The following is a 25,989-nucleotide window of genomic DNA, read 5'->3' on the forward strand; positions in this document are numbered from 1 at the left end:
AACTCCTAACGAAATATCAAGCTTCTCCAACCGTATCAATTAACCCCATCTGCAAAGCATCCTGCGGAAGTGTACCATGGGTTAATAAGGTTCCAAAAACGGGATAAAATGTTTCACATTCTCCAATAATTGTTTCCATTAATTCCTCAATTTGAGGTGTTACTTCTTTAGATTTTTTGCCTTGTAAAAGCAGTGAATATCGAAAAACGATCCATTGATCATCAACCAAATCAAAGTGACCCATCCACAACCTTCGGTTGATTAAAGTCAGAAGTTCATAAATACCTAAAGGAAGGGGCTCTGGAACTTTTAAATCCAGGAAACAAGCCAGATAGAACAAATGGGATTCAGCCTGCCAGCACAGATGGAAGCGATATTCACCCCAATGTCCCGGAATATCGATAATTAACTCATCGGGCCTCAGTCTTTCCCAATTCCATAAAGAATCTTCTGCAATTTGCGTCGCCACGCTTAAGGGATCAAAATTTTCAATCTTCTTCGCAACAATCATTTTGGGAAATTTTTTCAATTCAATAAATTTGTAAGGTATCTTGGAATATTATACATATAATTTCAAGGGTTGTGATACGAAGAAAGTTATATTCCAGGAAAAACATCCTATGCCATTAAGTCGCAGGGAGAGTCTTATTTCAGAGAAATACACCGTCACTATTCACTTTCAACCTCAATTTCTGGAAATTTTTTCTATATTTTTTCATGTATGGTATTGAAAAACAATGAGGAAAGGTATATTAAGGTAATTATACCCATTGTGTATGAAGAAATAATTTGATTATTTGAATGTTGGAATTTAAACTTCAAGTCATTTCTTTAATCAGAATAAAGATAGCTATAGTGTAAAGGTCACAACAAGAACCAGCATTAAAAACTATATCAACATCAGGATGATATTCTTCTCTAAAGTTGCACTCGGGTACTGCTGAAAAAATTTATTTTTATTTTTTAGTTGCCTGTGCGGCAAGCTTTATTACAAAAAAATCGATATAATTTCATTTTTTTTTAAAAGCTTAAAAGAATTTTAACCAATTAGCGATAAATTTAAATTGAAACCAAAATTATTTTAAGGGGTGGACCATGAAAGAAAATTATTTTAAATCAGTTGTGATGATCGAACGCCTCCATCGACTGTTCTTAGAAGTTGTAAAAATTGAATTGGACCGAATGAAAATTCGAGACATCAACAACGTTCAATGTCTTGTTCTCTACAACGTAGGTCGCGGACAAGTTACTGTGGGTGAGTTGACAAACCGGGGATACTATCTTGGATCTAACGTGTCTTATAATTTGCGTAAAATGGTTCAAAATAGCTATTTAATTCAAGAGCCCAGTGCTCATGACCGACGCTCAAGCCATGTAAAATTGTCTGAAAAAGGCATAAAACTACATGACAGGCTTGATGAATTATTCACAATGCACGCGAAAGCGCTTGCTAATGAGGGTATCAGTTCTGCAAAAGCTGAGGAATTAGATGGTATGCTTAATAATCTTGAAACTTTCTGGACAAGCTTATTAACACGAGATTTACGCCGCTAATTGAAAGACTTATTTCAAAATAAAGGAGGGGCTATCCCCTCCTTTTTCACTTTCCCACTTATATTCTTCTCTTGAATTTTTTTTGACTTCAAGGCAGTGTGAACAAACATTGTCAGTACGAAGGAGTCAATAAAACAATGTCTCTATTCCTCCCCATTCACATACATCCAGAAGGGTGGCGTTTTATTGGTCTTTTCGGAGCCATATCAATTTTCTTATTCTATATTTGCCAGCCCCTAGGCTGGGTCGGCATTATCCTTACAGGTTGGTGTGCTTACTTTTTTCGCAACCCCAAACGATTCACCCCTGTACAAGATGGCTTAATTGTAAGCCCCGCAGATGGTATCGTATGTGGCATTAAGCAAATGGATACTCCCGCAGAATTCGGTCTGGGGAAAAATCCATGCCTTCGAATTAGCATTTTCTTAAATGTTTTTGATGTGCACGTGAATAGAATCCCAATTGGCGGTAAAATTTTGAAGTCTATCTATCAGCCTGGTCAATTCTTTAATGCTGCTGATGAAAAAGCCAGTGATCAGAATGAACGACAATCCCTGGTCATTCAAGTGCCCAGTGGGCCACAAATTGCAGTTGTCCAAATTGCCGGGCTCATTGCGAGACGAATTTTGTGTCAAGCCCAAGAAGGAGATCAAGTACAAACGGGAGCAACATATGGCCTCATTCGCTTTGGAAGTCGTATGGATATCTACTTACCTGAAGGTGTCTTCCCATCTATTATTGAAGGCCAGCGAATGATTGCCGGGGAAACCATCATTGCTGATCTCTCAACAAAAGGAACGAGTCATAAGCATTTACGTGAAGGGATTTGCCACTAATGGCTTGGAAACGAAAAACACTGCCTTTTGAAGAAAAACCCCCTAAACCCAAAAGGCGTAAATTGTCCACCCACCTACCAAGTCGATTGAGACAACGCCCCCTTCAAGGTTATTCCTTGCCCGCCATGCTTCCCAATATTGCTACAGTTCTGGCATTATGCACAGGCTTAAGTGCCGTTCGCTTTGCGCTACAAGAGCGTTGGGAATGGTGCGTGGCTGCCATACTTATAGCAGGAATCTTGGATGCAATTGATGGTCGCCTCGCCCGCTTCCTGGGAAGCTCAAGCCGTTTTGGCGCGGAGTTAGACTCCCTTTCTGACTTTATTAGTTTTGGCGTCACCCCCGCACTCGTCATGTATTTCTTTTGTTTAAAGCAGTGGGGCGGTTTTGGATGGGCTATTGTTCTATTATTTAGTGTTTGTATGGCTTTACGTCTTGCGCGTTTTAACACTGGGGACATTGAAGGTACAACCCCCTCCTGGGCTGCCGCATATTCTAAAGGAATACCAGCGCCCGCTGCTGCAGCCTTAACTATCAGTCCAATTGTCATGTCCTTCCAATGGTCTTATGATTTTATCATGAGCCCTTTTTTTTGCGGGGCAATTTTATTTGGTGTCGCTCTTTTAATGATTAGTTCAATGCCAACAATTACCTTAAAGAAAGTCCATATCCCCCATAAATTTGTACTTCCCCTTATGGTTCTTATAGCTTTATCAACGGCTGCGTTATTCAGTAATCCATGGTTAACGCTGACAATCATCGCCTTAGGATATGTAAGTACTTTTCCGTTTAGCATTATATCCTATCATAATGCCGCGCGAAAAAACGAGGTTCCGCCAAAAGAGTAAGGTTCTTCTTATGAGGGTTAGCCAAATCTTGGCTTTTGACAAATCCTTAAAGCAATGAGAAAAAGCAAAGAAGATGCCGACAATAAAAGCGAAGGTGCCCACTTTTGCCCAATAGAGTCTGTTAATAAAGTGGCAAGAACTGGTGTCAATCCTCCGAGAGTGGCTTGACCAAGCGTATAACTTACAGAAATGCCCGTATAACGATGAGAAGAATAAAAGAGAGAGGGCAAAAAAGTTGTTAACGGTACAATAATACACGCATTGGAAATTACCAGAAAAGCTTGAAGAATAAGGTATTTTTGCCACGTAGGATCCTGCGAAATATAATAATATAAGGGTAAAGAAAACACCAATAGAACGAGTAAAGCCCCCCTCATCATTTTAAGCGCCGTTAGCCGATCCGCCAAATATCCTGTGAGCGGCATTAAAAGGCCTGAACATAATAAAACAATTGTGTTATCAAACAAAATTTCTGTACGAGATAATCCCAATTCAACGAACCAAACATTTATATAGACTGTTGCAAGGTAAAGGGGAACAAGGTTGGCCCCCCCAAAAACTATTGAACTCAGAAATTCTTTTTTGTTCAAAGTATAAACACTACGGAAAGGATGTTTTATGGGCCCCTCAAGTTTGGATAAGGCTTTAAACTCTGGTGTCTCTTGAATATCTTTACGAAGCCAATAAATAATGATTCCCATAATGCCCCCAAATATAAAGGGAATACGCCACCCCCAGGTTGGCATAAAGAAAGAGGTACAGAAGGTTCCAATAGCCGTGCCCATAACAGCTCCTGCAAAACCGGAACCAATTAAAATTCCTGCCTTTAAACCCGGGTGCTTCTTTTGAGCATGCTCAAAAACATAAATCATGGCACCTGAATATTCACCGCCCACACTTATTCCCTGAATAAGTCGCAAGATCAAAAGAAGGATGGGTGCCGCCAATCCTATATAACTGTAGGTGGGAAGTAGACCAATTAAAAAAGTCGGTAATATAGCCAGACTAATGGAAAGTAATAAAGCTCGCTTACGCCCATACCGATCCCCAATATACCCGAAAATCACGCCCCCTAAAGGGCGCATAGAAAAGCCAGCCGCAAAAATTGCAAAACTAGCCAGTATGGAAGAGTATCCTGAATCAGGTGGAAAAAACACAGGGGCTAAAAGTACTGCAAAGAAACCATACAGGGAAATGTCGTAGTGTTCAAATAAATGTCCTGCGACAATAGAAAAAGTTTGCTTTGCTTTTGTTTTCATTTATTCATTCTCTATATTAGAATATTATTAATTTTTAATTATTTATATTTGCAAATTTCTTTTTAAAAAAATCTTCAATATTTTTTATTAATTTATTTTGTTGGAAATAGGTTGGATAAGTTAAACACATCGTAACCATTGGCCCCTCCAAATCGGGAAGAACTCTGACTAAAGAATACCCGCTCGCCTCAATTGCTTCTGCAGATAAAGAAATAATTCCTAGACCATTTCGGGCAGCTTTGATAAGAGCAGCACTCGAATTTATACACAATAAATCTTCAGATTTTATATCAAGATTTTTTAAATGCCAATTGATGTTTGGGTAGGTCATTTTGTCAAAATCTTTTGCAAAAACGAGCAATCTATGACGAATTAAGTCTGTTTGTTTTTTTGGAATTCCATATCTTTCCAGATATTCAGAAGATGCCCAAAGCCCGACATGAAAATCTCGCAAAGGAACTTGAATAATGTTGTCCAGTTCCTCACTTTTTGGCGTTATAGAAATAACTCTCGCCTTCATTTCTTCCGATAATAAGTTGTCATGACGTAAGAAATTTAAATGAATAGAAGGATATTCTTCAAAAAAACTAGGCAGTATAGGCACAATCCAGTCTTCTATTAAAGATGACGTGGTATAAATAGTCACTTCCCCTTTGTTAAGGTTCGGATCTGACCCCATCATTGCTTTTACATTTTCAATTGATCCGATAATCCCGGGCAGAGCCCCAAACAGGATTTGCCCTTGTCTTGTCAGTTTAAGTCCAGCAATACCTTGTTTGCGTTCGAGAAGTGTCGTCCCGAGTTCGCGTTCTAATACCGAGAGTTGCCGGGAAACTTTCCCGACAGGAATGTCTTTAATTTCTGCGAGCTTCCGGACACTTCCTGCCAGAACGAGTTCGTAGAAATTTTTTAAATATTCAAAGTCCATAATTAATCCGTAAATAATGTTTCTGCTATATCGAGTAAGAGAGCAGAATCATTAAATCAATTCTCCTTTAAGCAAATGGGGTATTTTGTCACGTCTATTTTTCGTTTGAAACAAAATTAAGGCAAAAAAATGCCTGACCGCCACTATCAGAGTTATTATCGAAAGTTTCTAAACCTAGATAACGCAACTGAACCAAGCTATCTTAAACGATTTGAGAAAAAGATATACGGTATCTGAGTCAGTGCATATTTCGTACCATAATCAAATGCTGGTTCTGTTTCAAGATATGTTATGAGATATTTTTTTGTTTACAAATGAAACATTTTTGTAATAAGTTCATAAGAGCGAATTACTGTTCTGATAAACGAAACAATAAGAGATATTATCCACTAAGTTAGAAATTTGGCGCTAAAGATAATAAATTTAGTTCTAATTCTAAAAAATTACAGTAAATCAGAAAGAATTTTAAAAAAAGTAGAAACAAAAATTAAGTTTTTAAATTTTAATTGGAGTTGCACGAGATATTCTTTGAATGAGCACCTGCTTTTCAAGAAGTCTTTGCACTAAAAAGAACGGGGAGGCGTGATTATGCTCTACATTGTTCCAAAAACCACACTGTCTAATCAATCGGAGGGCCATACTCATAAAGTTGACCAAAACCCGAAAAACAACCCGTCCTTCAAGAAGCAATTTCTTTCAAATTTCCATGAATTGTCCCCTAACCTCTTTTCATTTTATGCCCAAGATGCGCGCTATGATCTACGCTGCTCTTTCGTGCTAGCTATCCAAGATACGTTAATATGTGATCTTAGCGAACAGTCGAATGAAGAGTATTTAATACCAATGGCGATGAGTGACTGGCCCATTCTAGAAGCTCAAAAGCTACCTGAAAAAGCATTTGGCAATGAATATATACAAGAAATGTTGACTGCACGATTCTATCTCAACATGCTAGAATCCCTCCTTGTATTTTGCCAAGCGACAAATGCAAATGGGTTAGCTTTAACTGTTGATGATAGCAATCTGGATGCCCTTGAAATTTATCGAAATTTTATATTCCATGAATCACGGATACCAACACTTTCAGAGGAAAAAATTCAAATTAGGATATCCGCAGATCATGATACTCACCAGGAATTGGTTAAACATCTACAGAAGGTTAATCAAGACTTCCGTCAAACCCTCTGGCGCAATCAATGGGGAAATCCAGCATTACGGGCCTATTTGAAATATTTTGCATTATCTGATTTTTAAATCAACCTAAGCCTTAGCTCCCCAATTTACTTCTCCGTCAAATGCATAACTCCATCCCAGTCTTCGGGGGGAGGGTTCTCTTTGAAATTGTTACACCTTTCCAAATATACTGAGACTGTAAAATCATCTCCATAGTGAACCTTGATATCCTCAAGAAGACTGATTGCTGCGTCCCAACGGCGCTCAACATATAGCTGGAATGCTTTCGTAAAGAGAGTGCAATAGTTGACTTGCATTTCCGAAGGAAGAAGTGATGGATTATCCTGAAAAATTCCCACCAACTCATAAATTTTTACAGGCTTTACCTTTCCTTTTACAGCGACAAGATCAACAGGACGAACAAGACAACGTTCTTTAACCTCATGGTATACTTCTTCACTAATAATAATATGGGTATGATACATTTTATTTGTACCCTCTAATCGAGCTGCCAAATTAACAGTATCTCCAAGAGCTGTGTAGTTCATGCGGTCGGATGATCCCATATTTCCAACAATAACATCCCCTGTATGAATCCCGATGCGGGTCTCTAATATTGGCTTGTTTTCTATCGCCCACTGTCTATTTAAGTGTGAAAGACGTTGTTGAAGAGTAAGAGCCGAACGGCAAGCATTTAGAGCTTGATCCTTATCCGCAATCGGTGCGCCCCAGAATGCCATAACCGCATCGCCAATATATTTATCAATAGTGCCATTGCCTTTCATAATAATTTGAGTGACTTCTTCAAAATAATCAGACAAATGCACGACAAGCTTTTCTGGCGGGTAGTTCTCTGAAACTGTTGTGAAATTTACAACATCCGAGAAAAGCAATGTGACACGCCGCAATTTTCCACCAATTTTCACAGATTGATTCGTCTTTAAAAGCTTCGCAACCAATACTTTAGGAATGAACTTAGAAAAAGCACGCATACTCATACGCATAGAGGATATTGAATTATTTAAAAGCTGTAATTCATAAATATCTGTGTTGATCTCATCATTACTGTCAAGTTCAAAATTTTTAATCCTCGTGGCTTCTTCAGAGAGCAAAATGATAGGACGGGCAATTCGCCGGGAAATAAAGCCAATCAACGTTACCGACGTCAAAAAAATGAGGAATGTAATAAGCAGGATCTTGCGCTGGGTATCTTTGATGCTGCCAACGAAAGTATCAATAGGAACAATAAGGCCAATCGCCCACTTTTTCTCAAACTCTTTTGGAAAGAAGGAAAAACTTGAAATATACTCAATTCCATCCTTCTCAAAAGTAAAGTTATCCTTCTGATCATTTCTAAATTTTTGATAACCTAAGACAACGCGCTTATCGCTTAACTCATTTAGATTGATGGCACGAACTTTTTCCCCTTCAACCTTAACCATTTGGCTTTTATCTGTACTGGCAATTAATTCCTCTTTTTCTGTAAGAATAAAAGCTGCATAACCCTTAGAGATGCGTGTTTCATTTAAAAATTCAGATATGGCGCCCATTTCAATGTCAACAGCAATAACCCCAAAGAAGTCACCTTCTGAGTTTGTAAGGGGATATCCGGTTGTAATACCTGGCTTTTTTGTTGAACTAAAAACATACACGTCACTCCACTGGGAAAGGCGTGATTGCGAAACACTGACATACCAATCTCTGATCAAGTGATTATACATCACTTTAGGAATGGCTTCCCTATCCTGAATTTTACCTTCTGCGTCTTGATATTCCCACACTTCGGAAACATGACCATTGGCACGCGTAATGTAGCGTATTGACGAAACACTACCTCCTGGGAGAGGACGAGAGGGGTCCGTGCGGTAGGTAGAGGAAGAATTAAGGCTTTTAACTTGAAGAAATGTTCCGTCTTCCGTTCCTATATAAATTGAAGATAGGTAGGGATAAGATCTTAATATACCTTCCATAAACGCGATAAGTGGTTGGTTTTCATTGGTAATAGGAGCCTTATCTTTAACAAGATTTGCCCCAAGATGAGTAATGAGTTGCGCTTGATTCAAATAGGAAATAACTTTTGCTACAGAGAACTTACTGACATGAGTCAACAAATCTTCAGAAACTTGAAGCATAGATTCAGAATTTGAATGATAGGTATACCACGTAGTAGCAAGGGTCGTCCCAAAAGTAATAAAGAAGAAGCTCGCCATGATATCGACATAGAGCTTTCTACTTTTCCACGAGAATTTATAATTCTCCATTACGACATTCCTTTCCTCATGACTCTCCTATGAAATGATAAAATGAAAATGTTTTATTTTTCGTTAATGACAAGGCGATGAATAAGCCCTCCCCACAATCCGTAAATCCAATTTTACTAAAAAAGGGATAGCTTTGTTTAGAAAAATGCTTTTTTTAAAGTGATGAATCATATAAAAATGGATTGCACTTTGCACAGCTCAATTTTTAGTCTAGAGTGAGCAATAAAAATTAGATAATAAGGGGCATTTCTCGTGAATTATATTAATCGCTATTTTATTCGAATGATGGCTTTTTTAGCTGCTATGGCTGGTGTTGTTGCGGTAATTTTCACTCCCCTTTTAACAGCATTTAAAAACAATATCCCCCTCAATTCAGTTATTCTTGTGACATTAAGTCTCGGTATTGGTATCGTTTTTTATCGTTTATATCGGCTTCGCCAAGAGCAGTCGTGGTTTGAGAGTTATGAACGGGGCGAAGAACGTTTTCCCGGAACGCCCGCCCCAAAAATCCTTATACCTCTGTCAATTTCTTTAGGGGAAAGTCAACAACATCATCAATTAACCACTTTGAACCTTCGTTCTATTCTTTCCAGTATTGAAGCTAGACTCGATGAAACACGAGACGTTTCGCGATACATGATCGGACTTTTAATTTTTCTAGGCCTATTAGGAACTTTCTGGGGCCTATCTCAAACAATTGGAGCCATTGCTGGTGTTATAACAGGGCTAGAAGTAGACTCAACAAACGTCAAAGACTCATTCCAAACCCTTAAGCAGGGATTACAAGCTCCTTTAATGGGTATGGGAACAGCATTTAGCACATCCATGTTTGGATTAGCAGGATCATTAGTCTTAGGGTTCTTAGATCTCCAAGTCACAAAGGCAGCTGGCTGTTTATATCATAATCTAGAAGATCATTTAACAGGACAAACCAAAACAACTCCTGATTTTAGCAACACAAACATTGGATCTGGCCATAGCGGTCCTGCGTACACCCATAGTCTTTTAGAACAAACCGCTGAAGGCATGGGCCAACTTCAAAATATAATGCAGCGCAATGAGGACAATAGGAGTAATATTCTCCAATCGCTTCATATGGTTGGTGAAAAAATGTCAATGCTGACAGAACAAATGGTTTCCCAACAAGTCTTGCTTAAAAAAATGGCTCAAGGACAAGTTGACCTTCAAAAGCAACTTGAAACATTTGCAACAATTGCCGCAACACCGGCTTTTAATGGTGGCGATGATGGAATCAAGCAATATTTGCGAAATTTAGATGCAACAACTCTCCGATTGTTAGAAGAACTCATAGAGGGCAGAGACCGCGGCATTCAAGAGCTTCGAGGGGAAATACGTCTTGTCGCAAGGACAATTTCTGCGCTTGCTGACCAAGAAGCTGCTTAGCTCCTATTCCCTTAGGGCTTCTACGGGCGCAATCCACTTGATTTCTCACAGAAAATATTGTTGTAAAGGGTCTGTTTTTTGTGATAGACCATTGAAGATGTAGTAGAATATACTTACTATGTCATTTTGACGTATGTCTAATGTGTTTTTCTAATAATAATATTATAGAATAATCATATGCTTAATCGCTTAGTTTTTCTATTTTTGCAGAAGAAAAATTCGAAACCTACGGTAATGATTGGTATTAACAATGAAGGATTAACTAGAAAATGAGTGCTAAAGATTCAACTCAACCCGAATTTACAGGATGGCGTGCCGCTCTATGGCCCATTCATAACTATGAACTCAAGAAGTTCTTACCGCTGGCTTTTATCATGTTTTGTATATTGTTTAATTACACATTATTACGAGACACAAAAGATACAATCGTTGTAAACTCCGCCGGTGCGGGTGCAATTTCATTCTTGAAATTATACTGTGTCACTCCTGCGGCCATTTTGTTTGTTATTATTTATGCAAAGCTAACGAATATTTTGTCTCGTGAAAACGTGTTTTATGCCGTTGTCATGCCGTTCTTAATATTTTTTGGTGCTTTTGCCTTTATCATTTATCCAAATCTTGAAGCTTTACACCCCAGCCCAGAATCAATTTCTGCTCTAAAACTGGCACATCCGGCTTTAGTTGGATTTATTGATATTTATGCTTATTGGTCATTTTCCTTGTTCTATGTTCTCTCAGAGATTTGGGGAAGTGCAATGATTGCTTTGATGTTCTGGCAATTCGCCAACCACGTCGTACGCATGAGAGAGTCTAAACGATTTTATGGATTGTTTGGTGTGGTTGCAAACGTAGCCTTGATCTTATCAGGTCAATTGGTGCGCTACTGTTCCGAAGATATTAAGCAGTTCTACCCTTCTCATGAAGAAGCCTGGCAAATGTCTTTATACCTTCTCATGGGTTCCGTTGTTGTTTTTGGTGCATTTTCCATGATGATTTATCGATGGATGCATACGTCTGTTTTGACAGATAAGCGTTTCTTCGATCCAGAAGAAGCAGGCGTTCCCAAGAAGAAGAAAGAGAAGCCTTCCCTTACTGAAAGCTTTAAGTTAATTCTTCGTTCCCCTGAATTAGGATTCATTGCCCTCTTAATTATGGCCTATGGAATTACAATTAACTTGATTGAAGTTCAATGGAAAAATCAGCTCGGTCTCTTTTTCGGAGGAGATAAAGGGGGATACAACGCGTTCATGGGGAATTTCTCCACATTGACCGGTATCTTCACCATTGTGTTTGGATTGGTTGTTGGATCGAATATTCTACGCCGTGTCAGTTGGTTTAGTGCTGCTGTCATCACACCTCTTGTTATTACGTTGGGTGGTTTTATATTCTTCGCCTTTATCTTTGCGAAAGACTGGGTTGACTTTATCTTGCATGCCATATCGACAAGCCCCGTGGCAGCTGCAAGCTTCTTAGGCGCAGGAATTATTATCATCTCAAAAGGAATCAAATATATCTTGTTCGATTCCACGAAAGAAATGGCATATATTCCCCTAGATGATGAATTGAAAACCAAAGGTAAAGCGGCCGTAGACGTCATTGGTGGGCGTGCTGGTAAAGCCGGTGGTGCTTTCGTTCAAAGTAACCTTCAAATGATCCTAGCCGCTGTTGGAATCAGCAGTGGTGCAGGTGAAGTTGCAGCGACAGCTCCTTATGCATTTGGTATTTTTGCCGTCATTTGCGTTCTGTGGCTCTTCGCTGTAAAAGGCTTATCTACCAAAGTTACAGCAGCTGTCGCAAGACGCGCTGAAGAAACAAAAGCCGCTAAATAAAGGTTTTTAACCGACTTTTGTAGGGAAGCGGGGAGATTTTTCTCCCCGTTTTTTTATGGCCAAAATACTAAAAAATTATTTTGATTAAAAAACATCTGGAGAATAAGATCGTTCTTGAGAATGGAGCGGAGTTAAAGATTCCGATACTTTATCATCGTCATTCCTGACATCCGCCAAAGCCATCGTAGGACTTGATGGGGTAACCGCCATAACTTTATTGACAGCTTTCGCAAATGCATTCCGCAATACCCCTTGATATCTTTTTAGGACCTTTTCATCTCCTGCCACATCGATAAGTTCAAGGTGCGAATTAACCCATTGGCTCATTATTCCCCGAAAGTAATCCATAGATTGCTTGGGTTGACTGAATTGACATTGAAAAAGCATCTCCGGAGAGATTTTTAGCATTTCGTCGCGAATTTTTCTTTCTTGATATTCATCAGCATCGTACCATTTTTGACGAACATCATCGAATTCCCGTAACTCTCGCAATTCTAAATCCCCAGGAAAGTTTGCCCAGCCTGAGCTCACGAATAAAGCTATATATAAGCTACCAATCAACCCATTTCTTGTGCGGACGGGAAGAAATATTTGAAACATAATAACCTCACTTTCTTTAATTATTAATAATGGTCTTTCACCTGGCATTAAGCCTATGATTGTTATCATATTCCTAATTCTTCGTATAGCAGACGGATTAACAGGGGGCTTTAAGCCATTGATGGCAAGCTTGATTGCGCAATCATTGAGTTTATTATTCTAATGAAAGAGTCTAGGAACTTATCAGACTGTTAAACGATTACCATAAATAACTCTTTTCCTTTGCATTAGTCCATCAGGTTCACCCTCATAAATGTTTAGAGATACGATCAGGTTATGGCTATGAGTTTCAAAAAGCATACTTGCTGTTTTTATTTGGAGTTCATATGATGAGAACCTCAATTTTTCGCATAAAACATAAGCATCCCTGATCAAGCCCATTGCAAACTATATAGGTTAAAATTTGATCATAATTCACCTATCTCTTGGCATGATTGAAGAGTAAGTTCCTTTTTATCCTCTTTTCGAATGTTTTGAGTCGAGGATAAAAAATAAAAATCTTATTTTATAAATATTTATCTTATGAGGTAAGCAAAAAATTAAAAAGGGAGGGAAAAATGAATATTTATAATTACTTAAAAAAAGATCATCGTGCCGTTGATGAAATTTTTCAACACATACTTTCCACGAAAAGCCTTAAAAAGCGTGAATCCCTATTTGAAGAAGTCGCTAAGGAACTGCTTCTGCATATTGAAACTGAAAATGCTACATTTTACAATGCCTTAAGGGAGTATGAAGAAATTTATGAGAAAATTGAACATGCTGATAAAGAACATGAAGAAGTTAAAGAATATATTTCGAGGATAAGGGGTGTTTCCATTGAAAATGAAAAATGGATGGAATTGTTTGGAGAATTTAAGCATTCCGTTACACACCATGTCGAAGAAGAGGAAGGGGATATTTTCGATTTAGCAAAAGAAGTTTTAAGTACGGAAGAAGCTAATGAATTAGCCAAAGAGATGGATGCATTAAAAGGCGAATTAATGGCCGCATAATATATTAATTTGGTGCCTTTTCTTATGAATGGGCACCAAAAATTTTTAACAAAGTTTAGATTATCTTATATAAGGTACAAATATCCAATCACCCAACATTACAATCGTAATTATTTTGCCCTATACGCCCTTTATAAAAAAAATGATACCCCCAAAAATAATGGATAGCAGATGTTTAAAATAATTTTTAAATTAAATAATTAAGAATGTATTTATAATTTTAATCATTTGAAAATTATTAAACATAAATTGCGCTATAAAATAAAAGAAAAGGGATATATTTTATGAGAATTAGAACGAAATGTTTACTTTATATTTTAACTTTAGCAACGAATTGCACGTCAATTTTAGCTATGGATCAAGCAGTGAAGGGTGAACCCACTGTCTTAAGGAAAAATGTTAATACATTAACATCTGTGGAGAGAAGTGATTATGTTAGGGGTTGCTACTTACTAAAAAATGAAGTAGTTACCAAAGGAGTCGTAAAAGGACAAAACTACACGAACACATACGATTTTTACGTGGTTACTTATATGCAAGATAGCGTAGTCAACCACTCCAATTTTACGAATCAACCCTCATTTTTACCATGGCACCGTCAATTCATTTTGCAATTTGAAAAAGATCTTCAACGAGTACTTCAAAAGCCATCTTTTGCCCTACCTTATTGGGATTGGACCGAAGATGCTGCATTGCCCGATCCAAAACAAGCATCTATTTGGGCTTCTAATTTTATGGGAGGAGATGGTGATAATATTATCATTGGTAAAAGTGAACTTCAGACCACTACTTGGGTTACAGTTCCTGATTCCCAAAGGAAACAAACAGGAACAACTTTAAGCCGGGCTATGGGGAGAGATCCCAAGGCTCCAACACTGCCTACGCTTGCAGATGTAAATTATGCTCTTGAATGCCCAACCTATGAGTATACTAGCCAAGATGGTAAAAGTGAAGGTGGCTTGAGAATCACTTTAGAGGGGTTACTTGATAACCCACAAATAGCACCAAACTTTCATCAACGAGTTTGTCAGTGGATAGGTGGCACAATGAGTGTGCCTTCACCGAACGATCCAGCCTATTTTCTACATCTGTGTAACATCGATCGTATTTGGGCAATTTGGCAAGAGAAGAGATTATTTTCTGAACTTTCCGTTGATAGAACTTCATATCCACGTGGGTCTCGATATAGTAAAGGACAAAATCTTGATGATAATATGGAACCATGGGACACAAGTATGGTTGATCCGACCCCATATGAGTGGAAAACACCTGGTGTGTCATGTACTCCAGGTCAAGTAATTAACTATAGGACACTTGGGTATAGATATTCTAATCTCACTCCTCCTCCATACTTTGTAGCAATCACGACTTCTGATGAGGGAATTATAAACCTTACCGCTAGTAATAGTGGAATAACATGGAACCTTCCAATATCCCAAAATCCTGGAGACGGTATTCGAAAAGACTATATGCGAACAGGGCATGCCGTAAGCATGACAACTTTCAATGACCAATTATGGTTGGCTACTTGCAGACCTTCATCAAGTGGAATTATTGATCTTTCTTCAACAAGCGATGGGATTAAATGGGGTAAAGTACTAACCTTTCCGGGAGATAACGATCGTAGAGCCAATGACATAAGTATGGCATCTTTCAATAAGAAATTATGGTTGGCAAGCACCATGCCTGGTTCGGGAGCACTTCAAATTTCCAATAATGATGGAACGACGACATGGAACAAATTTGAGACTTCCCCAAGAGAGACTGATAGAAGAGGATCTGCCATAAGCATAGCAACTTTCTTAAACCGATTATATGTGGCAACCTGCACAAATAATAATTATGGATATATTCAGCTTTCTTCAACAGATGGGGAAACTTGGGATGACTTAGTAACTGGGCCTGGAGACCCGGAGCGTAGAGCATCGTACATAAGTTTAGCATCTTTTAAAGATAAATTTTACATGGCATCTTCTAATCCAGGTAATGGTCAAATACAGATCTCATCATCAACTGACGGAACTAAATGGGAAGAAACACAAAACTTAAATTGGACGGCTTCGCCTTTACAATTAATTTCTTCCCCAAACAGAATGTTATTAGTAACTTCTAAGCCTGGCGACTGTATAGTACAGGGTGGATATACTGAAGACGGAACAACATGGATTCCGCTTGATATGGGACCTCTTGGTTGTCTACGGGCACCTATGGTTAGTGGAGCATATTTTTTAACTATGTAGATAGAAATTGATATGGGTAAGAGAAATTGAATGTAACTTACTTACATATTTAGTCTCTGTAGGTCTTTTAATAAAAAGGTTACATTCAACGAGATAAAAGCAATATTAAGTTTTCTAATTACAGGCGCATAAGCTAAGAAATCTCTTGGTTTATGCGCCTTTTTTAAAAAGTGAATATTACTCTGCATGAATGACCATTAATATTCTAAAAGTTATTCTCATCATCCTTATAATTTGGAGATGCAGGGGATGACTCTAAAAAATAATCGATCAATTTTGATTTACTGATAACACCGAGTTTAATTTTTATGTTGCCTATATGAGATGTTATTGTATGGGGGGAAAGTTCTAAAATAGAGGCTATTTCTTTAATACTTTTTCCTTTACTCAGATGCGTCATACAGTCAAATTCTCTGGTAGAAATGCTAAACTCTTTCCCCAAAATCATGATGGGGTGCTGAGATAAAATTGTTTGTTCAATCAGCTTCATTCTACTTGTTTTTTGAGAATTTTCTAAGCTTGCCTCCCTCATTTTATTCTCATAAAGAGCAGAATAGGGAAAGCTCTTTATTTCTTCACCAGTCACGAGAGTTCTTGCCTGTTGATGAAAATAAGTCATAAACCGTTGAAGTAGATCAAACGAATTCAGATATAGATTGTGAGCTTGTTGAATTCCAACACTTGAGCTAAAAATAAAGGTTTCAAAAAAGTCACCCCTGTTAATTGTGACATTAAGTCCATTTCTAATGCCCATTTCTTTTAAGACATTCATGGTAGAAGACAAGACTGTCGACTCAAGAGGCCACAAATACTTATGAACACCTTGGGAAGGGATATATACAAAATCTTCCAGAAAAATTTCATTAGGTTTGGTTAGATTATGATCAAAATAAAATTTGAGAAACTTAGGTCGATTTCCTAAAACAAAGTAGCGTCCGTTTAAATAATATCTTCCATAAAAAAAATGAGAAATGGGTAAATGTTCAAAAAGGGGTTTGCATATATTACTAAAAACTTCTTGTTGCTGAATATTATAGGCCAGAAGATCTGAATAATCTTTTATCAAAGTTAAATGTCATCCTTAATAAAACGCTTCCTCAAAATTATTGAAAAACAAATAAAATTAAAGATCAAACATATGTTTTAATTCATTATTTTCTTTATTAATTTAATTAAAAAGATTCATGTTTAACACCATATCACAACCCTCCATAGAAATCTTATTATTTTATGCTCCCTTTAAAAGGGGGTCCTGTTCGCTTATAATTGAAAGGGAGAACACTAAAGAATTTTTGAATACCTCTCATAATTCTCACGGTTGTGACAATTTAGAGGAAATTTTTTTGAGGTATTTTGAGAGATTTAGCGAAATCCTCTCACACGGTTGGTTTTCATGGTGCCCTCGGGGAGAATCGAACTCCCACGTCCTTACGAACAACAGATTTTGAGTCTGCCGCGTCTACCAATTCCGCCACAAGGGCTAACATGGTCAGACAGCTTGCAATCCGCCTGACCATATCGAATCATACCGATTTACACAATAAGTTCAATAGAAAAAAATTTAATTTTTTCGAGCCGAATGAACCCGCTCATTCTTCTGTCGAGGAATTTTCCTTTTTGGTTGAAGTGAAGACGGCACTGGGCCCTCTTCTAACTCATTCAAGATTTTTTTAACATGCTTTGAAAGTTGGTACACCCGTGGAATATCTTCATAGGATTTAAAAGTGAGCGACAGTTTATACGGAATACAAAAAACCGACTGATAATGCCCATAAATTTTCTGACGCGGCGTATGAAGAAGTCGATGAGTTTCCCGCTCTCCTGAGGAATGCCGAAATGATGAGGCGGAAAGGTGAGAGAAGCTTTGGATAACACCAAAAACATACATTTTTGGCAATCCCTCTTCCATTACTTTGATAAACAAAGGGGCGCCACTACTACCCGCTAGGGCCAGTGCATAAGGAGGTTTCCCCAATTTTTGCCACTCACGATTGGCTTGATAGGTTCGAATTGTTCGTTCAGAATCAGAAGCTTTAAAGGGCTTCAAATGATCATTCGGCTCAAAATAAATAGCCCCCATCATGACTGTTTTGCGGTCATATAATGCTTCGGGATCTTTTCCCATAATAGAAAAAATGTCAGATTCAGGAAGGGAAAAAGCGCGACGTTGGACCGGCGTCCCTCGGGGTATATCTGCAGAACCAAAAGTTGCAACATACAAGGGAGGCACGTCATTGAATATTTTTTCATTAAATAAAGGAACAGGATTAATGCCCTGTACAGGTTTTTTTAGTTTCAAAAACATCAAATCATATTTTGCCTGCAAGGGAAATTCTGTTTGATAATACCGAGGATGTGTCCTTAAGGCTTTAACCTGATAATTTTGTTCTGATTCGCGAGAAATGACATTCCCAAAACCAACAATAATATTGTTCAAATGAATTTTTCCTTCAAACCCATGAGCCGCTGTCATGACAATGTCTGGTGTAATTAAAACCCCCGTCTGCAAAATATGACGATGATGATCATAAATAAAACAACTTGCCTTAAATGCTTCTTCTGTTTCGACAAAATCTATATAGTCTTGCGCTTGGTGAAGGCCATCGGAAAGCATTGTGTGGCAAGGGGTTAAAAAAAACACTATGAGCAAGATAATTTTTGGAATTATGGTCATTGTTAATAGAAAGTTCCGAAAAAGAAGGGATGAAATTCTTTCCATAAATTACAACTCTTTCTTTAAAAATTCTATATTTGAATATGATAAAATGGCTTAGCACCCCCAAAGGCGCCCCCAGCTGCATAATCAAAAGGTAACGGCATGTAATGGTAAAGATCTTGCTCATTTTCTACATGTGAAATGATTGTTTGCGGGGCACTTTCAAGAATCTGCTGAAGGGCACCCAAACTTTGACGCCGGGGTTGCTTCTTCAACCAAGCCAATATTCCCGTATAGGACAGCATAATAAAATCCACAGCTGGAAAGGGAAGATCGCCTAAATTTTCAGGTAAATCCTTATTTTTCCATTTACCAATAAAGCGTGCTCCATATTTTTTAAGCTTAGTAAAATTATTCAATTGACTGATAGATATATCTAAGGGAATTTCAAAAATTACCGCCTGGTAAGGAAAATGACTTTTATGAAGAAATTCACAAAATTCCTGAAAGCAACTCGAATCCTGATATAAGAGTGGTGAAAGTGAACAGATAAAAGCATGGTTAGGATGTGAGATATAATGACGCCTTACAAACTGTAGATTTTGAAATAAAATCATCCGCTCAATAGCTTGTTGCGATGCTAAATTATTCGCCCCGCTAGAAAAGGTATTTAAATTAATAATCATCCCATTCTCAATAGTTAAGCAAGGGACACAATAAAAAAAAGTTAATCTCTTTTGTGGCAAATTCACAATGGGTTGAGTCAAAATTTCAAGTTGATTATCCCTTAATAAGGGAATAAGTCCTCCCGTTTGAATCAGGTGAATCTTATTATCTTGTAAGCTTTGCGCCTGAATATGAGGGGGATGAGTCGTATTCAATTGATCTCGTAACAGCTGAAAAAATGTGGCTTCAATGACCGCATCATGATGATGTTCTTCCTCAATGGAAACGTAGGGGGGCAAAGAGTGGCGCTTGATAGGATCAGCTGAAAATTTAAGATCATGTCGCAAATTTTGAATGACTTTTTGAAACCACACGATATGAGCATAAATAAAAAACACAACAAATCCGAGAAGAATCAGCGACGAAAAACTATGAGGGATTTTTCCAAGGGTAATAGTTAACATTATGCCGACCAACCCACAAATGAGGGGAGGCACCAAGCGGCGAATCACTGAAGGAATTTGACCCAGCGAAGTGAACACCGCCACAACTTTTTCTATGTTAAAATAGTCCTTCATAAGAGTCAGAATGGTTAAAAATAGTTGAAATTCCGTTAATAAGAACGATTTTTTATAAAATTTTAAATTATTTATCTTTCTTTAGAAACGTGAGAGGAAAAGGTTTTAACAAGTTTTTGACTTATTTGATATGTTGCAACGTTATTTCTTCACAATCCTTAACTTGATCTCCAATTAAATTTCTATAGCTTCCCTCTTCTATTTGTAATAATTTACGCTAAGATCATTTAATTTTAGAAAAATATTTTTTACACCTGGATCACACTAAACTTGAAGGGAAAATAAAATAATGAATTCCAGCCCACAAGAATTTACCCCCTACATTCCTGAATCAACAATTCTTCCGGAAACAACACTAAAAGCTATTTTCTTAGGGATCATGTTAGCCATTGTCTTATCGGGTTCCACAGCCTATTTAGGATTAAAGATGGGGCAAACCATATCTGCTTCCATACCGGCAGCTGTCATTTCAATGGCCATCTTACGTTTGTTTAAGAATTCGACCATTCTAGAAAACAACATCGTGCAAACGATTGCTTCTGCGGGTTACGTGGTTTCCAGTGGCATTATTTTCACTGTTCCTGCCCTTGTTGTAATGGGCTATTGGCAAGATTTTGGGTATTGGCAAATTACAACCATTGCTATTGTTGGGGGAACGTTGGGGGTTCTTTTTTCTGTCCCCTTACGCCGCGCACTTATCATCGATGAGAAATTAAAATTTCCCGAAGGTATTGCTGCGGCAGAAGTTTTAAAAGCCGGTGATCAGATTAACGCTGGCAATAAAACAGGTGTTGGTATCTTGGCGGGAGGTGCCATCTGCGCAAGTGCGTACAAGTTTTGCCAAACTGGATTGCACATCTTTGCAGAAAGCCTACAAGGATGGTTCTCTATCGGAGGCACCGTGTTTGGAGCTAGTACTGGCCTCACGTTTTCTATGATGGGTGCAGGGTATATAGTTGGCATGAAAGTTGCCATAAATCTGTTAGTTGGAGCCGGTATTGTTTGGCTTATTGGCGTTCCATTATACACAACATTTGGCCAGCCTCAGGATTTTGGATTGAGTGCAGATGCCAGTGCTTTTGATTGGGCAATGGCGGTTCGAACGACAAAAATTCGTTATATTGGTGTGGGCACCATGATTTTTGGCGGATTATTTGCTTTGTTTTCATTGGCACGTCCCATTCGCACAGCCATTTCTTCTTCTTTTGCAGCCATTCGAAAATCTCGCTCTGGGGTGCCTCGTCAAATTATACGTACTGAATATGACATTCCAATGACCACGGTTTTGATATCCATTGCCGCTTTATCTGTTCTTATTTTCTTTATTTTTAACAATGTTTTGGGAACGGCTGACCTTCCCATTACCTCTACATTATATTGGACGACTGTTACCTTTCTCACTTTGTTATCTCTCCTCATTGGATTTATCTGTGCCTCTATAGGGGGCTATATGGCAGGTATTGTTGGATCTTCAGCGAATCCTATTTCTGGCATTACTATTGGAGCCATTCTTGCTGTTTCTGGCACTCTGCTTGTTCTTTTAGGGAGTCAGATGAGTTTTGGGGGTGAAACAAAAGAGTCATTAAGTTTAGCTGCAACAGTCATTCTTATTGGGGGCGTCGTCGCAACGGCAGCTGCTTTGAGTTGTGATAACCTACAAGATTTGAAAGCCGGCCATATTCTTGGGGCTACACCCTGGAAACAGCAGTTGGTATTAATGATCGGTGTTGCTGCCGGCGCATCTGTTATCGCTCCTATTTTGCAACTTTTATATGATGCCTATGGAATGGGAGGACGTTTCCCTCGCCTTGGAATGGACCCGTTGCATGCTCTTTCTGCCCCACAAGCAACATTAATGGCATCTGTAGCTAAAGGAGTCTTCGCTCATGACCTAGATTGGCCTTTGGTTATTTTAGGGGTCGGAATCGGTTTGGGTATTGTATTAATTGATCGAGGTGTTTTAAAACCGTTGAAATCCACGTACCGTTTATCCGTAATGGCTGTGGCTCTGGGCATTTATCTGCCTCTAGAAGTTATTATGCCTTTAGTTATTGGGGGATTTGTTAATTTCTTAGCCAAATTGCGCTTAAATTCTCTTAAAGGCTACCATGGAAAAAACTTTAAAAATGTTGAAGCCCATACTGAGCGTCAGGGACTATTATTTGCCTCAGGACTTATTGCGGGAGATGCGCTAATTGGCATTTGTTTGGCCATTCCTTTTGCCGCTTATCAAAGCACAAGCATTCTGGCTATTGTTGGGCCATCTTTTCACGGCATAGCAACATATCTTGGAACTTTGACCTTCGTGGGGATGTGTTATTATCTTTATCGACTTGGATACCAAGGAAAAGTTGCAACGCCGAATCGTTAGAGGAGTCCATATTTAAAAGCTTAGAACCTAAGCCATCTGCTCCCAATCAACCTTATAGGCTCTTAAAGTTGTTTCAAAATGGGATGGCGGAGGAGCCATAAATGTCAAGGGTGTGCCTGTTAATCGGTCTGGAAACGTTATCGCGCGGGAATGAAGATGCATCTCCCGACTTGCTGCCGTTGCCAATTGGCCACCATACTTCCCATCCCCTAAAATTGGGCAGCCAATATAGGTAAGGTGAACACGCAACTGATGAGTACGGCCTGTTTCAGGGGATAATTCCAACCAGGCAAATTCTGTAACACTCCGCTTTTGCAACCCTTTGATCGTACGATAATTTGTGATAGCGGGTTTTCCTGCTTTGTTAACTGCCACTTTTTCTTGATTTCCATCCCCCCCCTTCAATAGGGGAGCATTAATGGTTCCCTGCCCTGGCTTGGGTTGGCCAACAACGATGGCCCAATAAATTTTTTTAACCGCTCCTTTACGAAAAGCCTCACCTAAAAATGTAGCAGAATCACTGGTCTTCGCAACTAAAAATACACCACTTGTATCCCGATCTAACCGGTGAACAAGGCGATAACGCACACCCTTCTTTGCTCCATAGGCGGATAATAATCCATCCAAATGACGCACCGTTTTACTACCACCTTGCGTAGCCAGACCTGCAGGTTTATTAAGCACAAGAACCTCTTCGTCTTCCCAAAGAATCATTGACTCAATATAGTGCTCATCTTCTTGGGTCAAAACGGAGATTGGTTTCAACCGGGGCGTTAAGGGTTTATGCGCGTCAGCATCAATGGTATCTGGAACTTCAACCAACTGACCAATAGAAAGGCGTGTCCCTGAAGTCACCTTTTTTCCATCAAGACGAATTTTCCCCAAACGAAGCAGCTTCTCGATAATACCTTGGCTTAAAGTTGGGTAATGTTTACGCAACCAACGATCGAGACGCATCCCTTCACTATCTTCTACGGGTAATGTTAATATAAAAGGTTTTTTCATAACGGCTTTTCTTTTTAGAGAGTGAGATAAGACTTTATTCTCATAATAAATTTTGAAGGAGAATTTAGAGATAAAATATTTGTTTTTACCAAAAAAATGTCATCATCATAGCAATTAACTAAATTCAAGGATGCCGATTTTGCACTCCCTAAAGATGTCATTTATAAAATAAATAACATCCTTAGGCCGCAAATATTACTCAGCCAAGACTGAGTCTTCTGTATTATCAGGGGTTTCTGCTTTTGCTTTTTTTGCAGTTGCCGCTTTCTTATTTGGTGCATCAACTTTTGCTTTTCCACCAAAAGCCTTTTCAACATCACCGAATGTCTCTGGCTCTTTTTTATCTTTTGCAGCCGCTTGAACTGCTGCTTCTTCTTCAGATTGGGCCACGTTAACGTTCACATTGATGGACACTTCCGGATGAAGAAGAATGCGCACTTGATGCATACCTAAGTATTTAATAGGAACATCAATTTGCACTTGAGACCGTGCTGTTTGAAACCCAGCTTCACTAAGGCCTTGCACAATGTCGCCAGATCGAACGGAACCATACAAATGGCCAACTTCACTCGCTTGGCGGATCAAGGTAATCATGACGCCATCCATTTTTGTGCCAACATTTTCAGCTTCTGATTTACGCTTTAAGTTATTAGCTTCGAACTCAACACGCTTATTTTCAAAAAAACCTAAATTCTGTTTTGTGGCTCGCAAAGCTTTTTTCTTTGGCAATAAAAAATTGCGTGCATATCCAGCTTTTACACTAACGACTTGGCCCATTTGACCTAATTTCTCAACTCTTTCCAGCAAGATGACCTGCATCTTTCATTCTCCCCTCATCAATCCATTCTTTTTACTATTAACTTTTTTTGCCAGTCCATCTTTGGCAAAGACGGAGCGTAGGTTCTAAAACCCCAAACATTACTATAACTATCCCTGGCCATACAAGAAAAATCGACATAAATACAATTGTTACCATCCATAATTTAGGATTATCAAACTGATTTAGCCAAGCATAAACAACTTTTAGGCCCACAAAAAATATCGGAATACAACTGATTATGGCTATATTTTTCCCTATAAAAGCAAACAAGGGGGCTTCTGTCAATATCAGCATAAGGCTTAACACTAAAATAAGATCCCAATACTCATAAACTTGAGTATCCTTAGGAAGCGGATAGGGTCTCAATGCCAACTCATTTTTTACGGCAAATCGTTGCGCTATGGAAGCATTCACCAAACACATCATAATCCAAGAAATGGAAGAAATTGCAGGAAGCAACTGAATAACATTACTATGCAAACTTTTAAAAGCTTGTTCGTCTGCAAAGAATGTAAACCAAGAATGCATAATATCAAGTACATTCATATTTTGAGAAGATAAGGCAAGAAGTATTCCCAAGAATAAAACGATTGCCAACCCTGCAAGCCAGGACACAAGATAACCTGCCGGATCCCCTTTGAAAAACCGATAAACCATGAGAAGGGAAGGAACGAGTGTTGTCAAACCAAACACGAGCCCGGAATGAAGGCCTGAGCCGAGCGAAAATATACCAAAGGCAACAATACAACTTACAATAAGTTGAGAAAATCCCCAACATAATCCAACAAAAAATAATGGAATAGCAGCAAAATAGGTGACCAGAAATGAAACAAGGCTCAAATTTAAAGGGAAAAGCGCAAACCCAGCTGTTAAGATACCGCCACAAATGGCAATAATATTCGGATTAAGCTTTTGTAATCGTTCTATACTCATAAATTCATTCCAACATCAACTACAGTATTGATCATTGCTCACCTTGGAATAGTTTAAATCTAATAACAAGTATAATACGAAATATCGATTAGGTCTTCCCCCATAATATGGGGCCCTCTTCTTCTTCCTCAAAGGGAAGAATAAAGAGAGCACGCTAACATTTTAAAGGAAATATTCGTAGATATTAATCAGAAACAAAAGGCATTAATGCAAGAAAACGAGCTCGCTTTATAGCCACTGTCAATTCGCGCTGTTTCTTCATAGAGACCGCACTGATGCGGCTGGGAATTATCTTTCCCCGTTCTGAAACGAATCTACCCAATAGACGCACATCTTTATAATCTATGGGAATTGCATTATCACCGGAAAAAGGGCACGTTTTACGACGTCTGAAAAACTGTCGACGAACTGGACCGCCCATATCTTCGCCACTGGATTCATGATTCGCGCTCATATAGTCTCTCCTTCATCTTCAGTTGTTGCTTGATGCCGGGGACGAGAAGGCTTGTCAGCAAGGGGACGCTCTTCTATCTCTGGCAATCCAGCTAAAATATCATCTTGATCATCATCAAATCCCCGATAACGCTCATCGCTATAAACACGTTGCATCAATTTCGATGGATTGGGATCAAGATTTTCAACTCGTACGGTTAAGTGGCGTAAAAGGTCTTCACTTAACTTCATTTGGCGCTCCATTTCCGTAATGCCGGCTGGTTCGCAAGAAATATTTAATAAAACATAATGACCTTTTTTATTTTTCTTGATTTTATAAGCCAAGTTTCTCAAACCACAAAACTCGGTTTTGCTGACTTCTCCCTTATGGGACTTAATAATTTGAGTAAATGTATTGGCCATGGTTTCGACTTGCGCGTTCGTTAAATCTTGACGCGCAATAAAGACAGTTTCGTAACAATTCATAATGTCTCCTTACGGTTGATAGCTTGGTAATTCAAGCTACAGCCCACGTCCTGCGGGCAAGGGGACTCACTAATTTTTGATGAGTTCGAGATCACTATAATCTCTGAACTTCTCA

22 protein-coding genes and 1 tRNA gene are annotated in these 25,989 nt (G+C 38.6%); 9 read left to right on the forward strand and 14 right to left on the reverse strand.

All coding sequences use genetic code 11. The annotated features are described in order from the left end of the window. Positions 1-16 precede the first annotated feature (16 nt). On the reverse strand, positions 17-511 hold the full coding sequence (locus FJX03_02445; GenBank protein MBM3632555.1) for a hypothetical protein: 495 nt from the start codon (positions 509-511) through the stop codon (positions 17-19). 584 nt (positions 512-1,095) lie between these two features. Here FJX03_02445 and FJX03_02450 point away from each other — a divergent pair. The 3 genes from FJX03_02450 (at position 1,096) to FJX03_02460 (ending at position 3,238) form a co-directional block, all read left to right on the forward strand. Then, on the forward strand, positions 1,096-1,554 hold the full coding sequence (locus FJX03_02450) for a winged helix DNA-binding protein (protein ID MBM3632556.1): 459 nt from the start codon (positions 1,096-1,098) through the stop codon (positions 1,552-1,554). Positions 1,555-1,691: 137 nt separating this feature from the next. Then, positions 1,692-2,390, forward strand: coding sequence for a phosphatidylserine decarboxylase (locus tag FJX03_02455; GenBank protein ID MBM3632557.1), 699 nt, complete (start codon positions 1,692-1,694; stop codon positions 2,388-2,390). Next, complete coding sequence (locus FJX03_02460; GenBank protein ID MBM3632558.1) at positions 2,390-3,238, forward strand: phosphatidylcholine/phosphatidylserine synthase; 849 nt, start codon at positions 2,390-2,392, stop codon at positions 3,236-3,238. Before FJX03_02455 ends, FJX03_02460 begins: the two co-directional genes overlap by 1 nt. Positions 3,239-3,255: 17 nt before the next feature. Here the strand turns inward: FJX03_02460 and FJX03_02465 are convergent, their stop codons facing one another. Both FJX03_02465 and FJX03_02470 read right to left on the reverse strand, forming a co-directional pair. Further along, entirely contained in the window at positions 3,256-4,497 is a 1,242-nt protein-coding gene (locus tag FJX03_02465) for an MHS family MFS transporter (protein MBM3632559.1), read from the reverse strand. 34 nt (positions 4,498-4,531) lie between these two features. Further along, positions 4,532-5,425, reverse strand: coding sequence for a LysR family transcriptional regulator (locus tag FJX03_02470; GenBank protein ID MBM3632560.1), 894 nt, complete (start codon positions 5,423-5,425; stop codon positions 4,532-4,534). Between the two features lie 588 nt (positions 5,426-6,013). On the opposite strand from FJX03_02470, the gene FJX03_02475 reads away from it, so the two are divergent. Further along, a complete protein-coding gene (locus FJX03_02475; protein ID MBM3632561.1) occupies positions 6,014-6,679 on the forward strand; it encodes a hypothetical protein in 666 nt (221 codons plus the stop codon). Positions 6,680-6,705: 26 nt separating this feature from the next. Here FJX03_02475 and FJX03_02480 read toward each other — a convergent pair whose 3' ends face one another. Further along, on the reverse strand, positions 6,706-8,859 hold the full coding sequence (locus tag FJX03_02480) for a hypothetical protein (GenBank protein MBM3632562.1): 2,154 nt from the start codon (positions 8,857-8,859) through the stop codon (positions 6,706-6,708). 252 nt (positions 8,860-9,111) lie between these two features. Here FJX03_02480 and FJX03_02485 point away from each other — a divergent pair, with 252 nt between their 5' ends. Both FJX03_02485 and FJX03_02490 read left to right on the forward strand, forming a co-directional pair. Continuing rightward, a complete protein-coding gene (locus FJX03_02485; protein MBM3632563.1) occupies positions 9,112-10,263 on the forward strand; it encodes a flagellar motor protein MotA in 1,152 nt (383 codons plus the stop codon). A gap of 269 nt (positions 10,264-10,532) precedes the next feature. Further along, a complete protein-coding gene (locus tag FJX03_02490) occupies positions 10,533-12,092 on the forward strand; it encodes an NTP/NDP exchange transporter (GenBank protein MBM3632564.1) in 1,560 nt (519 codons plus the stop codon). Between the two features lie 84 nt (positions 12,093-12,176). Here the strand turns inward: FJX03_02490 and FJX03_02495 are convergent, their stop codons facing one another. Next, positions 12,177-12,692 carry a hypothetical protein gene (locus FJX03_02495; protein MBM3632565.1) on the reverse strand — a complete coding sequence of 172 codons (516 nt, stop codon included), beginning with the start codon at positions 12,690-12,692 and terminating at the stop codon, positions 12,177-12,179. Positions 12,693-13,249: 557 nt separating this feature from the next. Here FJX03_02495 and FJX03_02500 point away from each other — a divergent pair. Continuing rightward, positions 13,250-13,687 carry a hemerythrin domain-containing protein gene (locus FJX03_02500; protein MBM3632566.1) on the forward strand — a complete coding sequence of 146 codons (438 nt, stop codon included), beginning with the start codon at positions 13,250-13,252 and terminating at the stop codon, positions 13,685-13,687. Positions 13,688-13,971: 284 nt separating this feature from the next. After that, positions 13,972-15,927: a tyrosinase family protein gene (locus FJX03_02505; protein ID MBM3632567.1), complete on the forward strand. Its 1,956-nt coding sequence runs from the start codon at positions 13,972-13,974 to the stop codon at positions 15,925-15,927. Positions 15,928-16,132: 205 nt separating this feature from the next. Here FJX03_02505 and FJX03_02510 read toward each other — a convergent pair whose 3' ends face one another. From FJX03_02510 to FJX03_02525, 4 genes are all read right to left on the reverse strand, one after another. Next, positions 16,133-16,993: a hypothetical protein gene (locus FJX03_02510; GenBank protein MBM3632568.1), complete on the reverse strand. Its 861-nt coding sequence runs from the start codon at positions 16,991-16,993 to the stop codon at positions 16,133-16,135. Positions 16,994-17,321: 328 nt separating this feature from the next. Further along, a tRNA-Leu gene (locus FJX03_02515) sits at positions 17,322-17,408 on the reverse strand. Between the two features lie 80 nt (positions 17,409-17,488). Continuing rightward, positions 17,489-18,646, reverse strand: a complete 1,158-nt coding sequence (locus FJX03_02520; GenBank protein MBM3632569.1) for a trypsin-like serine protease — start codon at positions 18,644-18,646, stop codon at positions 17,489-17,491. 26 nt (positions 18,647-18,672) lie between these two features. Further along, positions 18,673-19,827, reverse strand: coding sequence for an EAL domain-containing protein (locus FJX03_02525; protein MBM3632570.1), 1,155 nt, complete (start codon positions 19,825-19,827; stop codon positions 18,673-18,675). A 289-nt stretch (positions 19,828-20,116) separates the two neighbouring features. Here FJX03_02525 and FJX03_02530 point away from each other — a divergent pair, with 289 nt between their 5' ends. After that, positions 20,117-22,198: an oligopeptide transporter, OPT family gene (locus FJX03_02530; protein ID MBM3632571.1), complete on the forward strand. Its 2,082-nt coding sequence runs from the start codon at positions 20,117-20,119 to the stop codon at positions 22,196-22,198. A gap of 27 nt (positions 22,199-22,225) precedes the next feature. Here FJX03_02530 and FJX03_02535 read toward each other — a convergent pair whose 3' ends face one another. From FJX03_02535 to FJX03_02555, 5 genes are all read right to left on the reverse strand, one after another. Beyond that, positions 22,226-23,203: an RluA family pseudouridine synthase gene (locus tag FJX03_02535; protein MBM3632572.1), complete on the reverse strand. Its 978-nt coding sequence runs from the start codon at positions 23,201-23,203 to the stop codon at positions 22,226-22,228. A gap of 195 nt (positions 23,204-23,398) precedes the next feature. Beyond that, on the reverse strand, positions 23,399-24,022 hold the full coding sequence (locus tag FJX03_02540; protein MBM3632573.1) for a 50S ribosomal protein L9: 624 nt from the start codon (positions 24,020-24,022) through the stop codon (positions 23,399-23,401). A gap of 37 nt (positions 24,023-24,059) precedes the next feature. Further along, positions 24,060-24,956 carry a hypothetical protein gene (locus FJX03_02545; GenBank protein ID MBM3632574.1) on the reverse strand — a complete coding sequence of 299 codons (897 nt, stop codon included), beginning with the start codon at positions 24,954-24,956 and terminating at the stop codon, positions 24,060-24,062. Positions 24,957-25,140: 184 nt separating this feature from the next. Continuing rightward, on the reverse strand, positions 25,141-25,410 hold the full coding sequence (rpsR, locus tag FJX03_02550) for a 30S ribosomal protein S18 (GenBank protein MBM3632575.1): 270 nt from the start codon (positions 25,408-25,410) through the stop codon (positions 25,141-25,143). Continuing rightward, positions 25,407-25,874, reverse strand: coding sequence for a 30S ribosomal protein S6 (locus FJX03_02555; protein ID MBM3632576.1), 468 nt, complete (start codon positions 25,872-25,874; stop codon positions 25,407-25,409). Before FJX03_02555 ends, rpsR begins: the two co-directional genes overlap by 4 nt. Positions 25,875-25,989: the final 115 nt, after the last annotated feature.

This window comes from Alphaproteobacteria bacterium (assembly GCA_016870095.1).
In the GTDB taxonomy this organism is placed as follows: domain Bacteria; phylum Pseudomonadota; class Alphaproteobacteria; order Paracaedibacterales; family VGCI01; genus VGCI01.